Annotated in this window: 15 protein-coding genes; 3 read left to right on the top strand and 12 right to left on the bottom strand. The window is 74.9% G+C overall.

The genetic code is table 11. The features are described from left to right. Nucleotide 1: 1 nt before the first annotated feature. The 5 genes from ACFQ8T_RS08355 to ACFQ8T_RS08335 all read right to left on the bottom strand — a co-directional run bounded on the left by ACFQ8T_RS08355 (nt 2) and on the right by ACFQ8T_RS08335 (nt 3,305). Nucleotides 2-778 (bottom strand): hypothetical protein, encoded by a 777-nt coding sequence (locus tag ACFQ8T_RS08355; protein WP_430546085.1) that lies wholly within the window; start codon nt 776-778, stop codon nt 2-4. Further along, entirely contained in the window at nt 775-1,737 is a 963-nt protein-coding gene (locus ACFQ8T_RS08350; RefSeq protein WP_430546084.1) for an ATP-binding cassette domain-containing protein, read from the bottom strand. The genes ACFQ8T_RS08355 and ACFQ8T_RS08350 overlap by 4 nt, the downstream gene beginning before the upstream one ends. Next, complete coding sequence (locus tag ACFQ8T_RS08345) at nt 1,734-2,129, bottom strand: GntR family transcriptional regulator (protein ID WP_430546083.1); 396 nt, start codon at nt 2,127-2,129, stop codon at nt 1,734-1,736. Before ACFQ8T_RS08345 ends, ACFQ8T_RS08350 begins: the two co-directional genes overlap by 4 nt. A 125-nt stretch (nt 2,130-2,254) precedes the next feature. Beyond that, entirely contained in the window at nt 2,255-2,800 is a 546-nt protein-coding gene (locus ACFQ8T_RS08340) for a hypothetical protein (RefSeq protein ID WP_430546082.1), read from the bottom strand. A 49-nt stretch (nt 2,801-2,849) separates the two neighbouring features. Next, nucleotides 2,850-3,305: a DUF6194 family protein gene (locus tag ACFQ8T_RS08335; RefSeq protein WP_430546081.1), complete on the bottom strand. Its 456-nt coding sequence runs from the start codon at nt 3,303-3,305 to the stop codon at nt 2,850-2,852. Nucleotides 3,306-3,344: 39 nt separating this feature from the next. Here ACFQ8T_RS08335 and ACFQ8T_RS08330 point away from each other — a divergent pair, with 39 nt between their 5' ends. Next, nucleotides 3,345-4,055, top strand: a complete 711-nt coding sequence (locus ACFQ8T_RS08330; protein ID WP_430546080.1) for a MerR family transcriptional regulator — start codon at nt 3,345-3,347, stop codon at nt 4,053-4,055. Between the two features lie 41 nt (nt 4,056-4,096). Then, entirely contained in the window at nt 4,097-4,891 is a 795-nt protein-coding gene (locus tag ACFQ8T_RS08325) for an alpha/beta fold hydrolase (protein WP_430546079.1), read from the top strand. Nucleotides 4,892-4,980: 89 nt separating this feature from the next. Here ACFQ8T_RS08325 and ACFQ8T_RS08320 read toward each other — a convergent pair whose 3' ends face one another. Then, nucleotides 4,981-6,096, bottom strand: a complete 1,116-nt coding sequence (locus ACFQ8T_RS08320; protein WP_430546078.1) for an aspartate-semialdehyde dehydrogenase — start codon at nt 6,094-6,096, stop codon at nt 4,981-4,983. A gap of 7 nt (nt 6,097-6,103) precedes the next feature. Continuing rightward, nucleotides 6,104-7,405 (bottom strand): aspartate kinase, encoded by a 1,302-nt coding sequence (locus tag ACFQ8T_RS08315; protein WP_430546077.1) that lies wholly within the window; start codon nt 7,403-7,405, stop codon nt 6,104-6,106. A gap of 246 nt (nt 7,406-7,651) precedes the next feature. Here ACFQ8T_RS08315 and ACFQ8T_RS08310 point away from each other — a divergent pair, with 246 nt between their 5' ends. After that, nucleotides 7,652-9,424 (top strand): peptidoglycan recognition protein, encoded by a 1,773-nt coding sequence (locus ACFQ8T_RS08310; RefSeq protein WP_430546076.1) that lies wholly within the window; start codon nt 7,652-7,654, stop codon nt 9,422-9,424. Here ACFQ8T_RS08310 and ACFQ8T_RS08305 read toward each other — a convergent pair. The 5 genes from ACFQ8T_RS08305 to ACFQ8T_RS08285 all read right to left on the bottom strand — a co-directional run bounded on the left by ACFQ8T_RS08305 (nt 9,421) and on the right by ACFQ8T_RS08285 (nt 13,403). Beyond that, nucleotides 9,421-10,197 (bottom strand): TSUP family transporter, encoded by a 777-nt coding sequence (locus ACFQ8T_RS08305; protein WP_429766615.1) that lies wholly within the window; start codon nt 10,195-10,197, stop codon nt 9,421-9,423. The two genes, ACFQ8T_RS08310 and ACFQ8T_RS08305, sit on opposite strands and share 4 nt — an antisense overlap. A 39-nt stretch (nt 10,198-10,236) precedes the next feature. Further along, nucleotides 10,237-10,806: a DUF5063 domain-containing protein gene (locus tag ACFQ8T_RS08300; RefSeq protein WP_430546075.1), complete on the bottom strand. Its 570-nt coding sequence runs from the start codon at nt 10,804-10,806 to the stop codon at nt 10,237-10,239. A gap of 74 nt (nt 10,807-10,880) precedes the next feature. Continuing rightward, the gene (recR, locus tag ACFQ8T_RS08295) at nt 10,881-11,480 is read right to left on the bottom strand and encodes a recombination mediator RecR (RefSeq protein WP_429766609.1); all 600 of its coding nucleotides are present in this window, start codon (nt 11,478-11,480) and stop codon (nt 10,881-10,883) included. 40 nt (nt 11,481-11,520) lie between these two features. Continuing rightward, nucleotides 11,521-12,126 (bottom strand): response regulator transcription factor, encoded by a 606-nt coding sequence (locus tag ACFQ8T_RS08290; protein WP_430546074.1) that lies wholly within the window; start codon nt 12,124-12,126, stop codon nt 11,521-11,523. Continuing rightward, nucleotides 12,123-13,403, bottom strand: coding sequence for a sensor histidine kinase (locus tag ACFQ8T_RS08285; RefSeq protein ID WP_430546073.1), 1,281 nt, complete (start codon nt 13,401-13,403; stop codon nt 12,123-12,125). Before ACFQ8T_RS08285 ends, ACFQ8T_RS08290 begins: the two co-directional genes overlap by 4 nt.

The following is a 13,403-nucleotide window of genomic DNA, read 5'->3' as shown; positions in this document are numbered from 1 at the left end:
GTCACCTCGTCGGCCTCAGTCGCAGGGTGCGCAGCTGCCACCACGCCCAGCCGGCGGCCAGCGCGAGCACGACGAGCGCCTGCAGCAGCCCGAGCGCGGCGGGTGCGCCGTCCCCGCCCAGGCCGAGCGCGCCGAACGCGTCCGCGAACGCCCCGTTGCGGGTGGCGTGGTCGACGAGGACCAGCAGCACCAGGCCCGGCAGCAGGAGCGCCGTCCCCCACCACATCCCGTACGTCCGGTAGGAGGCTTGCGCGGCCATGCCGACCAGGGCGTACACGACGACGGTGATCGCCTCGCCCGCGGAGGTGACGACGAGCCAGGCGGCGCCGGCGTCCAGCCCGCCGCCGAGCTGCTCCCACTCCCAGCCGAGCGCGCCGAAGAGGGCACGCTCCACGAGCAGGAGGAGCGCGTACGCCACGCCGTAGGCGACGCCCGCGGCGAGCGCGGCGACGAGCGCGCCGGTGAACAGGGATCGGCGGGTGCCGCCCGCGGCGAGGTGCGGCACGACGAGCGCGGCGACCGCGACCAGGCCCAGGGACAGCGCGAACCACGGCGCGGCGTACTCGGCACCGGTCATCGCGCCCCCGCCCATGACGCCGCCAGCCTGGCGGACGACCAGCGGCACGCCCACGGTGACGACGAGGAAGATCGCCCAGAAGACGCCGCCGATGACGAGCATCGCCTGGCCGACGTACCGCATCACGCGCCGGACCGCTCGCGCGTGCGCCCGGGCCGTGAACGCGTCGCGCTCGGCCGGGGTGACCATGACGGCGCTCATCGCCGCACCTCCGTCGCGCCGGTGGGCTCCGGCTGGGTGAGCCGCACGAACAGGTCCTGCAACGGCAGCGACCCGAGCTCGACGCCGGCCGCGCGGGCCGCGGCGGCCGTGCCGTCGTCGGGCGCGCCCTCGATCGTGACCTGCACGGTCGTGCCCAGGCGCTGCCGGTGCAGCTCGCGCCGCCCGCGGGCGAGCTCCTCGACCGCGGCGACGGGACCCGTGAGGCTGAACCCGCGGGACTGCATCTCCTCCGCGGTCTCCGCGAGGAGGACCTTGCCGCGGTGCAGCACGACGACGTCCTCGAAGAGCCGCTCGACCTCCTCCACCAGGTGGCTGGACAGCAGGATGGTGCGCGGGTGCTCGGCGTAGTCGGCGAGGATCTCGTCGTAGAACGCGTACCGCGTGGGCGCGTCCATGCCGAGGTAGACCTCGTCGAGGATGGTGAGCGGGGCGCGCGCCGCGAGGCCGATGGTCGCCCCGACGGCGGACCGCTTGCCGCGCGACAGGGCGGTCGGCTTCTTGCGGGGGTTCACCTCGAACGTGTCGAGCAGCCGCGCGGCCAGGTCGGCGTCCCAGTACGGGCGCAGGTCGGCGTAGTACTTGAGGGTCTCGGAGACCCGCTCGTCGTCCATGAGGTCACCGCTCTCGCGCACGAGCTGCACGTTGGCGGTGACCCACGGGTTCTCCCACGGGTCCTCGAGCAGCTCGCCGGCGCCGACGCGGACCGTGCCCTCGGTGGGCCGGTTGAACGCGGCGAGCAGGGTCAGCAGCGTGGACTTGCCGGCGCCGTTGCGGCCGAGCACGCCCGTGATGACGCCGGGCCGCAGGTCGAGCGTCACGCCGTCGAGGGCGGTGCCGGCCTCGTCCTTGACGGCCGCGCCGTCCATGGTCAGGCGGCGCTGGGCTCCGAACCGGACGACGACGTCGTCGAGACGGGCGCCGAAGGGTGCGGGGGTCATGGCTCCTCCGTGGTGGTCGTGGGGCCGCCGGGCTCCCGGCGGACGGTGCCGAGCACGTACGCGACGAGCTCGTCGGTCGTGATGCCGAGCAGGTCGGCCTGGGCGAGCGCCGGGGCCAGCACGTCGTCGAAGTACGCGGTGCGGTGCCGTTCCAGCAGCCGCTCGCGCGCCCCGGGGGCGACGAACATGCCCAGGCCGCGGCGCTTGTACAGGACGCCCTCGTCCACCAGGCCGGCGAAGGCCTTGGCGGCGGTGGCGGGGTTGATGCGGAACGTCGTGGCGAACTGAGTGGTCGACATGACCTGCTCCTCCTCCGCGAGCTCACCGGCGAGCACCTGCGCGCGGATCATCGTGGCGATCTGCACGTAGATGGGTTCAGGACCGTCGAACACGCGGGCCTCCTCACGGCAGGTTCAGTAGTTCTGGGGTTCATTACTCGACTAATGAACCATAGACCCGCGTCGGCACGCAACCCTTTCCGGCGAGGTGGTCCCGGATCCCGCGAGGTAGCACCCCCTCACGGTGGGGCGCGCCGTCCGACCGTGGGCGCGACCACCGCGATCGCGGTCGCCGCGAGCACGTGCCAGGCGGGATGCGAGAGCTGCCCGGCGAGGGTGCCGACGCCGAGCGCGGCCAGCGCCAGGAGCAGCCTTGCCCTCAGGCGCTGCCGGGCCCGGGCGCGCAGCAGCACCGCCACGACGGCGGCGGCCGCGGCCGCGCCCTGCGCGACGACCGAGGCCCCGGGCCAGAGGGCCGCCAGCACGACGTCGGCCAGCGTCGGGACGAGCCACCACCAGGCCCGCAGGCGCCGCCCGGTGAGGTCGGCGACGGCGTCCGCGGCGACGAGCGCGTACGCGCCCAGCAGGGGCGGGTCGTGCACGACGGGGTTCCACGGCGGCGCGGGTCCGTGCTGCACCACCGAGCCGACGCCGACCAGCACGGCGAGGACGCCGAGCGCGGCGCGCGGCCCCGTTCCGGCACCGGGCCGCCGCGCCGTCGTGAGGATCCAGGCACCCGCGACGACGAACGCCAGGCTCGACCAGGTGTCCGCGGACCACGCCATCTCCCCAGTCAAGGAGGCGGGCGGCCTCCTCGCCGCCCGGGACCGGCGGTCAGGAGAGCCCGCGGCGGCGCTCGTACCGACGTCGCGCGGCGTCGTGCGCGGCGCGCAGCAGGCCGAGGACGGCGTCGCTCGTGCGCTCCCCCGGGTTCACCACGCACACCCACCCCAGGTCCCCGTACAGCGGGTGCGGGAGCAGGACGTCGGGGACGACCGCGTCGTGCTCCCGGCCGCCCACGAGCTCCCTCGCCCGCTCGCGGCCCACGTGCACGTTGACGCGCCACCGGTCCGGCCGGTCGAGTCCGCCGGAGACGTCGTCGGGGTAGTTCTTCGTGACGACCGTGCCGTACGGCTGCACGGCGGTCGGCACCTGCCCGTCCGGGGCGTAGTAGAAGAACGCGTCTCCCCACGCGATCTCCGGCGTCCCGTCCCCCGCGCGGGGCTCGAGGACGAGCGCCCCGTCGAGGCGCCGCACCGTGTCGACGATCTGTTCCATACTCGTGCTCATGGTTCAAGCGTGACCTTGAAGTGCATCTGTGGGGTGAGGATGGACCGTACGCTGCGTACCGTCGACGTCGCGCGCGCCGCCGGCTACTCCGTCCAGCAGGTGCGCGACCTCGAACGGCTCGGCGTCCTGCCTCCCGCCCGCCGCGCGCCGAACGGGTACCGCACCTACGACACCCGCCACGTCCTGGCCGCCCGCGCCTACCGGGGGCTCGCCACCGCCGTCGGACCCGTCGTCGCGCGACGCACGACGGCCGAGCTCCAGGGGGCGCCCCTTGCGGGTGCCGCCGCCGCGGTCGACGACCTGCACGCCGGGCTCGCCGCCGAGCGGGCCCAGACCCTCCAGGCGCTCACCGCGCTCGACGCGATCCGGAGCGAAGCCGCGGCGCCCTCCCCCGGGAGCAGCCTGACGATCACCGAGCTCGCCGGCGCGCTCGGCGTGCGCACGTCCACGCTGCGGCACTGGGAGGCCGAGGGGCTGCTGGAGCCCCAGCGGGTGGGCTCCCTCGGCGCGCGCGTCTACGACGTGCCCGCCACCGCGACCGCCCGCGTGGTCGCCGCCCTCCGCGCCGCCGGGTACGGCATCCCCGCGCTGCGCGCCGTGGTGGCCGCGCTGCACGGGCTCGGCGGCACCGCCGAGGCCGAGGCCGCGCTGCGGGAGCGGCTGGACCGGATCGCGGTGCGGTCCGTGGCCCTGATGAAGGCCGGTGCCGACCTCGCCGCCGTCCTGGACGGTGCCGAGCGCGCCCCGTAGCCCGTCCGGCGTCGCGGGGCGGGACCGGCGATGCTGGGAGCGTGAGCGATCCCCGCACAGGCTTCCGCCGCGACAGGATCGTGGCCGGCATCCACGTCGTCGTCGACGGGCCGTCCGACGCGCCGCCGCTGCTGCTCGTCCACGGGTCGGGCGCGACCGCTGCCAGCTGGTCGCCGACGATCCCGGCCCTCGCCGCGTCCCGTCGCGTCCTCGCGATCGACCTGCCCGGCTGCGGCCGCTCGGCCTCCGCGCCCCCGTACGACGTCCCCGCGCAGGCCGACCGCGTCGCGGCGCTCCTCGACGAGCTGGGCGTGACCGCGCCCTGGGTGGTCGGGCACTCCAGCGGCGGGTACGTCGCGACGGAGCTCGCCGTGCGGCGACCGGACCTGGTCGGGTCGCTCGTCCTGCTGAGCACCGGGCCCGCCCCGGACGCGATGCTCCCGGAGGCCGCTGCCGTGCGCGTCCTCATGGGGCGACCGCTCGGCCCGCTGCTCTGGCCGCTGCGCACGACGGGGATGCTGCGCCGCGGGATCCGCTCGGTGACCGCGCACCCGGTCGTCGTGCCCGACGGCTTCCTCGCCGACGTGCGCCGCACCCGGTACCGGGCCTTCCGGCGGATCATGGACGGCTACGCGGCCTACCTCGCCGAGCGGCCGTTGCCTGACCGGCTCTCCGCGGCGGGCGCCGCGCCGCTGGTGGTCTTCGGCGACGCCGACCCGCGCTGGGACCCGGCGTCGGCGCGCCGGTACGAGGCCGTGCCCGGCGCCCGCGTCGAGTACCTGGCGGGGTGGGGCACGTGGCCATGCTCGAGGACCCCGGCGGCGTCAGCCGGCTGATCCTCGGCACCGCCTGACCGCCGCGGGTACGTGCCGGGGCCCGGCGACGATCGCTCGTCACCGGGCCCCGGGGCGGTCGTGCGCCGACGTCAGGCGGGCGCTGCCTCGGCCGCGTCGACGTCGTCGAGCGCGTCCAGCTCGGCCAGGTCCGCGGCGACGATCTCCGCGATCTGCACGGCGTTGAGCGCCGCGCCCTTGCGCAGGTTGTCGTTGGAGACGAAAAGCACGAGGCCGCGCCCGCCGGGCACGGACTGGTCGGTGCGGATGCGCCCGACGAACGACGGGTCGGCGCCCGCCGCCTGCAGGGGCGTCGGCACGTCCGCCAGCTCCACGCCCGGCGCGGCGGCCAGCAGCTCGCGCGCCCGCTCCGGCGTGATCGCGGCGCCGAACTCGGCGTGGATCGCCAGCGAGTGCCCGGAGAACACCGGCACGCGGACGCAGGTCCCCGCGACGGCCAGGTCGGGCAGGCCGAGGATCTTGCGGGACTCGTTGCGGAGCTTCTGCTCCTCGTCCGTCTCGCCGGAGCCGTCGTCCACGAGGTTGCCCGCGAGCGGCAGCACGTCGAACGCGATGGGTCCGACGTACGTCGAGGGCTCCGGGAACGTCACGGCCCCGCCCGAGTGCGCCAGGCCCTCGAGGTCGCCGGCCACGGCGGCGCGCGCCTGGTCGGCGAGCTCCTTGACGCCGCCGAGCCCCGAGCCGGACACCGCCTGGTAGGTGGCGACGCGCAGCCGCTCCAGCCCGGCCTCGTCGGCCAGCGGCTTGAGCACCGGCATCGCGGCCATCGTGGTGCAGTTGGGGTTCGCGACGATGCCCTTGGCGGCGTCGGCGATCGCCTCCGGGTTCACCTCGGAGACGACCAGCGGCACCTCGGGGTCGAGCCGCCACGCGGACGAGTTGTCGATGACGACGGCGCCCGCCTCGGCGAACCGGGGCGCGTGCTCGCGCGACGTGCCGCCGCCCGCCGAGAAGATCGCGACGTCGACGTCCGCGAGGTCGTCGGTGGCCGTGGCCGCGACGTCCTCCACGACGACGTCCACGCCCTCGAACGGCAGCGTGCTGCCCGCCGAGCGCGCGGACGCGAAGAACCGCAGCTCCTTGACCGGGAAGGCGCGCTCCGCGAGCAGGCGGCGCAGCACGCCGCCGACCTGGCCGGTGGCGCCGACGACGGCGACGTTGATCCCGGACTCGTTGATCTGGACCATCAGCGCGTCACCGCCCCGAGCCTGCGTAGACGACGGCCTCGCCGTCGGCGGAGTCCAGGTCGAACGCGGTGTGGATGGCGCGCACCGCGTCGTCCAGGGCGTCCTCCCGGGTCACCACCGAGATGCGGATCTCCGAGGTGGAGATCATCTCGATGTTGATGCCCGCGTCGCGCAGGGCGCCGAACAGGCGCGCCGAGACGCCGGGGTGCGACTTCATGCCCGCGCCGACCAGCGACAGCTTGCCGATCTGGTCGTCGTACTGCAGCGACGCGAAGCCGAGCTCCTCCTGCAGCGCGTTGAGCGCCGCCAGGGTGCTGGGGCTGTCGGCGTGCGGCAACGTGAAGGAGATGTCCGTCAGCCCGGTGTGGGCGGCCGAGACGTTCTGCACGATCATGTCGATGTTCGCGCCGGCGCCGGCCACGACCTCGAAGATGCGGGCCGCGGTGCCGGGCTTGTCCGGCACGCCGACGACGGTGATCTTGGCCTCGCTGCGGTCGTGCGCGACGCCGGAGATGATCGGGGCTTCCATCTGGGTTTCCTCCTCGGCCGCCGGGGCGTTCGGGTCGATCGCGTCGCCGTGCGTGCCGGTGACGAGGGTGCCGGTGGTGTTGCTGAACGAGCTGCGCACGTGCACGGGCACGTCGTAGCGGCGCGCGTACTCCACGGCGCGCAGGGCCAGGACCTTCGCGCCGGACGCCGCGAGCTCGAGCATCTCCTCGTAGGTGACGCGGTCGATCTTGCGGGCGCTCGGGACGATGCGCGGGTCGGCGGTGAACACGCCGTCGACGTCGGTGTAGATCTCGCAGACGTCGGCGTCGAGGCCGGCCGCGAGCGCGACCGCCGTCGTGTCCGAGCCGCCGCGGCCGAGCGTCGTCACGTCGTTGGTGGAGCTGACTCCCTGGAAGCCCGCGACGATCGCGACCTGCCCCTTCTCCACCGTCTCGCGGATGCGGTGCGGCACCACGTCCACGAGCCGCGCGCGGCCGTGCACCGCGTCGGTCATGAGGCCGGCCTGCTGGCCGGTGAAGGACTTCGCCTTGACCCCGAGGTTCGTGATCGCCATCGCGAGCAGGGACATCGAGATGCGCTCACCCGAGGTGAGGAGGATGTCCAGCTCGCGCTGCGGGGGGAGGGGGGTGATCTGCCCGGCGAGGTCGAGGAGCTCGTCCGTGGTGTCGCCCATGGCGCTCACCACGACGACGACGTCGTTCCCCGCTCGCTTGGTCGCGGCGATCCGCTTCGCCACGCGCTTGATGCTGTGGGCGTCGGAGACGGATGATCCGCCGTATTTCTGCACGACAAGTGCCATGTCACAACCTTCTGCTGGCCGGCCTCCGTCTCTCTCAACGGTCCGCCGGGGCTTGTGCTTGCCCGTCGATGGTACGTGCCGTCCCGGCGGGCCCACCGCCGCCGTCTCGCATCGTGGCCTCCGTGAGCACCCGGCACCACCGGCGCCGTGCGGGCCGGGTCGTCCCGCGCGCTCCGGGCCGCGCGACGGCACGAGCCGGTCTATGTTGGCGTCGTCCACCTGCCATCCGTGCCAGGAGACCGACCGATGACAGCACGCCGCTGGACATCCGCCGCCGCCGTCGCCGTGGCGCTCGCGCTCGTCGCCGCCGGGGCTCCCGCGACCGTGGCGGTGCCCCACCTCCCGGCGCGGTCCGCCGCGACCACCACTGCGGGAGGCGGCGCGGGCGGCGACCCGTCCGCCGTCGAGGCGACCGTCGAGGTGACGCCGGCGGCGCCGCCCGCCCCCGGCACCGCCCGCACCTTCGGCTCGGACGAGACGCGGGCCACGAGCGACGACGTCGTCACCGCCACCTCCGACGTCAGCGGGTTCGCGACCGTCGGCGTCACCTGGTCGGGTCCCGCCGACGCCGACCTGGACATCGCGGCCCGCACCTCCGACGACGGCGGGGCCACGTGGTCGGCCTGGAGCCCGATGGAGGTCGAGGCCCCCGATCCGGACGCGTCCGAGGGCGGGTCCGCGCCCCTCGTCGTCGGGGCGGTGGACCGGGTCGAGGTGGCGGTCGGGAACGTGGCGGCCGAGGACGTGCGCGACGTCGAGCTCGTCGCCGTCGACCCCGGCCGGGGCGCGGTGGACCGCGCCGCCACGGACCCGTCGCTCGACGACGACGGCGCCCTCTCGCCCTTCGGGAAGGGTGCCGGCGGCGTCGTGCGGCTCCCGCGCGCGGTGGCGACCGGGGACCAGCACGACGGTCCCGCCATCCGGTCCCGCGCCGACTGGGGCGCCGACGAGTCCCTCATGACCTGGACCCCGCGGCAGGGGCAGGTCGAGGGCGCGATCATCCACCACACCGCCGGGACCAACAGCTACACGTCCTCGCAGGTGCCGTCGATCATCCGTGGCATCTACACGTACCACGCGAAGACCCGCGGCTGGGGCGACATCGGCTACAACTTCCTCGTCGACCGGTGGGGCCGCATCTGGGAGGGACGCACGGGCGGCGTCGAGCTCGAGATCGTCGGGGCGCACGCCGTGGGGGTGAACGACGAGACCGTCGGCGTGTCGGTCCTCGGCAACTACGAGCAGGCCACCGTCAGCGACGCGGCCGTCCGCGGCGTCATCGACCTGCTGGCCTGGAAGCTCACCCTGCACGGCGTCCCCGCCCGCGGCCACACCACCCTCGACGGCTCGCGCGAGGCCCGGATCTCCGGGCACCGCGACGTGGGCAGCACCGCCTGCCCGGGAGCCTCGATCGACCGGCGCATGACCGAGATCCGCAGCAAGGTCGCGCACGACCAGGCCAGGTGGGGACACCTGTGGAACGCGAGCACCGGGTACCTCGTGGAGTACCGGCCGCACGCCTCCCGCGACGAGGTGTGGTTCGTCTCCGGCAGCACCCGGCACCTCCTCACGAGCACCCGGGCTCGCGCCGCGCTGGCGGAGCGGCTCGGCCGGGCCTCGTACGCGAGCCGCACGTTCCTGACGAGCCTGGAGCGGGGCACCGACTTCGACTCCCGCTGGGCCCGGGTGCCGTCCGGCCGCTACGTCATGCTCGACGGCAACGGCGACCTCATGTGGGCGACCGCCTGCGGCACCGTGCGCCACTGGGGTGGCGACTGCACCGACCCCCGGATCCCCGACCGGGCCAAGAACGCCTTCGACGTCGAGCCCATCTCGTTCTTCGCCCGGTCCGACCGGACGGGCTACCTCTACCGGGTCCACGACGGCCGCAGGGAGCGCGTCTACACGAGAGCCGCCTGGTGGCGGCTCACGCGTGCGGTCGGCTGGAGCGAGCTGCGGGACGTGAAGGTCACGTCAGCGCTGCTGAACGAGCTCCCCGCCGGCCCGTCGCACCGCTAGGCGCCGGTGACGACGTCGTAGCCCAGCTTCACGATCAGCGCGCCCACCACGACGACGAAGATGACGCGCACGAACGCGCTGCCCTTGGCGACCGCCATCCGCGCCCCGACGTACGCGCCCACGAGGTTGGCGGCACCGATCATCAGCCCCAGGCCCCACAGGACGGCGCCGTGCGGCACGAAGAACAGGAGCGCGCCGAGGTTGGTCGCGAAGTTGACGATCTTGGCCAGCGCCGACGCCGGGAGGAAGGCGTACCCCAGCACGCTCACCAGCGCGATGACGAGGAACGTGCCGGTGCCCGGGCCGAGCAGTCCGTCGTAGGCGCCGATGACGAGGCCGATGCCCGCGGCCGTCCAGCGGTGCCGGTTGCCCTCCCAGCGGAGGTTGTCGTGCGCGCCGAGCTTCGGCTTGAGCACCGTGTACGTGGCCACGCCGATCAGCACGACGAGGATGATCGGCTTGAACAGGTCGGCCGGGATGCGGCTCGCGAGCGCCGCACCGCCGAACGCCCCCACCAGCGCGGCGACCGCCATCGGTCCCGCCGTCGTGAGGTCCGGTCCCACCCGGCGGTAGTACGTCACGGCGCTGGTGGACGTGCCCATGATCGAGCCCAGCTTGTTGGTGGCCAGCGCCTGCACCGGCGAGATGCCGGGCACCAGCAGCAGCGCGGGAAGCTGGATCAGGCCGCCGCCGCCCACGACGGCGTCGACCCAGCCGGCCGTGAGCCCGGCCAGCACGAGCAGCACGATGGTGAGGGTGTCGAGGTCGGGCACGCGGGGAATCCTCGCACGGCACCCCGGTGGACCACCGCGTCAGGAGTGCAGGGCGTCGTACTCCGCCTCGGCGGCGACGTCGTCCGCGACGTCGAGCCGCAGGTGCGCCAGCACGCCCTGCAGCACGCGCAGCGCCGACGACGCGCGCTCGCCCCACACCGACAGGTAGCTGAACTGCCACCACCACAGGCCCTCGAGCTCGTGGCCGTCGTCGAAGTGCTGCAGGCCCTTGGCGATCTCCTCGGCGACGCACGCCAGGTCGCCGGACAGCGTCGCGGGCGCGACGTCGGCGCTCAGCGCCGGGTCGGACACCTCGACGTAGTCGTCGAAGCCGTCGAACATCCGCGCGAGCGCGTCGCGCAGCGGGTCCACGTCGGTCTCCGGGCCGGCGTCGGGCTCCCACCGCTCGGCGGGGACGACGTCCACGATGGCGGCGAGCCGCGCGCCCGCGGACAGCAGGTCGGACGTCGCGAGGATGAGCAGCGCGATCTCCGCGCCCGGTGCGGCGCCCGACGCGACCTGGGTCGTCGTCGAGAGGAACACGCGCGCCTGCGCGGACATCTGCTCGGCGACGTCCCGGAACTCCGATCCCGCCTCGATCTCCCCCACGGTGCTGCCCCCTCCCGCCGCGGTGGCGGCGTCGGTGATGCGGTCGGTGCGTGTCTCGGGTGCGTCTCGGCCGGTCAGCCGCCGACGACCCGCCGGCCCTCGAACGCGCGACCGAGGGTCACCTCGTCCGCGTACTCCAAGTCTCCCCCGACGGGCAGACCCGACGCGAGGCGGGAGACGGTGACGCCCATGGGCGCGATGAGCCGGGACAGGTAGGTGGCCGTCGCCTCACCCTCGATGTTGGGGTCCGTGGCCAGGATGACCTCGGTGACCGTGCCGTCGGCGAGGCGGGTCATGAGCTGGCTGATGCGCAGGTCGTCGGGGCCGACGTTCTCGATCGGGTTGATGGCGCCGCCGAGCACGTGGTACCTGCCGCGGAACTCGCGGGTGCGCTCGATCGCGACGACGTCCTTGGGCTCCTCGACCACGCAGATCACGTCGTCGGAGCGACGCGGGTCGGCGCAGATGCGGCACCGCTCCGACTCGGCGACGTTGCCGCACGTCTCGCAGAACTGCACGCGCGCCTTGACCTCGGTGAGCGCGTCGGCGAGCCGGCGCACGTCGGCCGCGTCCGCCGCGAGCAGGTGGAACGCGATCCGCTGCGCGCTCTTGGGCCCGACGCCGGGGAGGCGGCCGAGCTCGTCGATCAGGTCCTGGACTGCGCCCTCGTACACAAGGGTCCAGCCTACGGGCTGGCGGGGACGCTCCGGCCGCTCAGACCCAGCCCTGGGCGCGCGCCAGCCGCGCGGCCTCGTGCCGGTTCGCGACGCCGAGCTTCGCCACCGCCGACGACAGGTAGTTGCGCACCGTGCCGGGCGCCAGGGCGGCGCGCTCCGCGATCTCCTCGACGGGGGCGCCGTCCGCCGCGAGCTCGAGCACGTCCGCCTCGCGCGCGGTCAGGGGCGAGTCGCCGGCGGAGATGGCGTCCGCGGCCAGCTCCGGGTCCACGTACCGGCCGCCGCCGGCCACCTGCCGGACCGCCGCCGCCAGCACCGCCGCGGACGCGGTCTTCGGGAGGAACCCGCGCACTCCGGCCGCGAGCGCCTTCTTCAGGTGCCCCGGCCGTCCGTGGCTCGTCACGACGACGACGCCGCACCCCGGGACGACGGGTCGCACCCGCTGCGCGACCTCGATCCCGTCGGCGCCGGGCATCTGCAGGTCGAGCACCGCGACGTCGGGCCGGTGCCGCTCGATCACGGCGACCGCCTCGGGGCCGCTGCCGGCCACCGCCACGACCTCCAGGTCGGCCTCCAGGTCGAGGAGCTGGGCGACGGCGTCGCGGATCAGGGTCTCGTCGTCGGCGAGCACCACGCGGATCATGCGGCGGCCTCCCTGGTCGGGTCGGAACCCTCGGGACCGGGGGCGGGCACGCGGGCGGTGAGCACGAACCGGTCGCCGCGGGCCGCGGCGTCGAGCGCCCCACCGACCGCCGCCAGCCGTTCGCGCAGCCCGACGAGGCCGGAGCCCATCCCGTCCGCGGCCGCGGCGGTGCCGCGGACGCCGTCGTTGGTGACGGTGAGCGCCAGCTCGCGCGCGCCGTCCGCGTCCGCGAGGAGGTCGGTGAGGTCGATGCGGGCCTCGCGCGCGTCGGAGTGCCGCACGATGTTGGTGACGCCCTCGCGCACGACCCACGCCAGCGCCTCGACCTGCGGGGCGGCGAGGTCGGGCACCTCGCCCACGACCCGCACCGTGACGCCGGCGGCCCGCAGCACCGACCGCGCGCCGTCGAGCTCCGTGGCCAGGTTCGCGCTGCGATAGCCCGCGACGACGCCGCGCACCTCGCGCAGCGACTCCTGCGCGAGGGTGCGCACCTCCTCCATCTGGTCCGCGCCGCGCGGGTCGCCGCGCCGGGCGAGGGCGGCGGCCAGCTCGGACTTCACGGCCACGGCGGACAGGGCCCGCCCGACGACGTCGTGCATGTCGCGGGCGATGCGCAGCCGCTCCTCCGCGACGGCGAGGCGCGCCGCGACCCCGCGGGCGTCGTCGAGCCGGCGCACGACCTCGACCATCCACATCGACATCCGCACGGTGCCGCCCCAGAACATGGTGAAGACGAAGACCACCGCCCCGGCGAGGACCGACGCCGCGACGGGCTCGACGCCCGCGAGCACCCGGAGGACGGCGACCACCACCCCGACGACGACCCCGGCCAGCACCACCCGCCGGTACCGGCTCGCGACGGCGAGCGCACCGCAGGCCGCCGCGCCGCACACCCCGATCATCAGGCTGCGCGGATCGTCGCCCAGGCCGCCGCCGGCCAGGGCAGGGAGCACCGCCACCGTCGTCACGGCGACGGCGACGGTCGCGAGCAGGAGGGCGACGACGACGGGTCGCGGCCGCCGGCCGGACCACAACGCCCGGTCGAACCCGGTGTGCACGGCGGCCAGGCACAGGCCGGTGTGCGTGAGGACCAGGACCACGAGGACGGCGGCGCCACCGGCCGACGGTGTCACCCCGAGCCGGGACAGCGCCGCCACGGCGTAGAGGGAGAAGAACGGCTCGAGGAGCACGAACATGTACAGGCTGATGCGCGTGTACAGCTCGACCCCGCGAGCACCGCCGGTGCGCGGCACGGCGGTCGGCCGGTCGGTCGTCAC

It is taken from the genome of Isoptericola sp. NPDC056618 (assembly GCF_042792715.1).
In the GTDB taxonomy this organism is placed as follows: Bacteria; Actinomycetota; Actinomycetes; order Actinomycetales; family Cellulomonadaceae; genus Isoptericola; species Isoptericola nanjingensis.
This window is presented reverse-complemented; position numbering and strand designations above follow the sequence as displayed.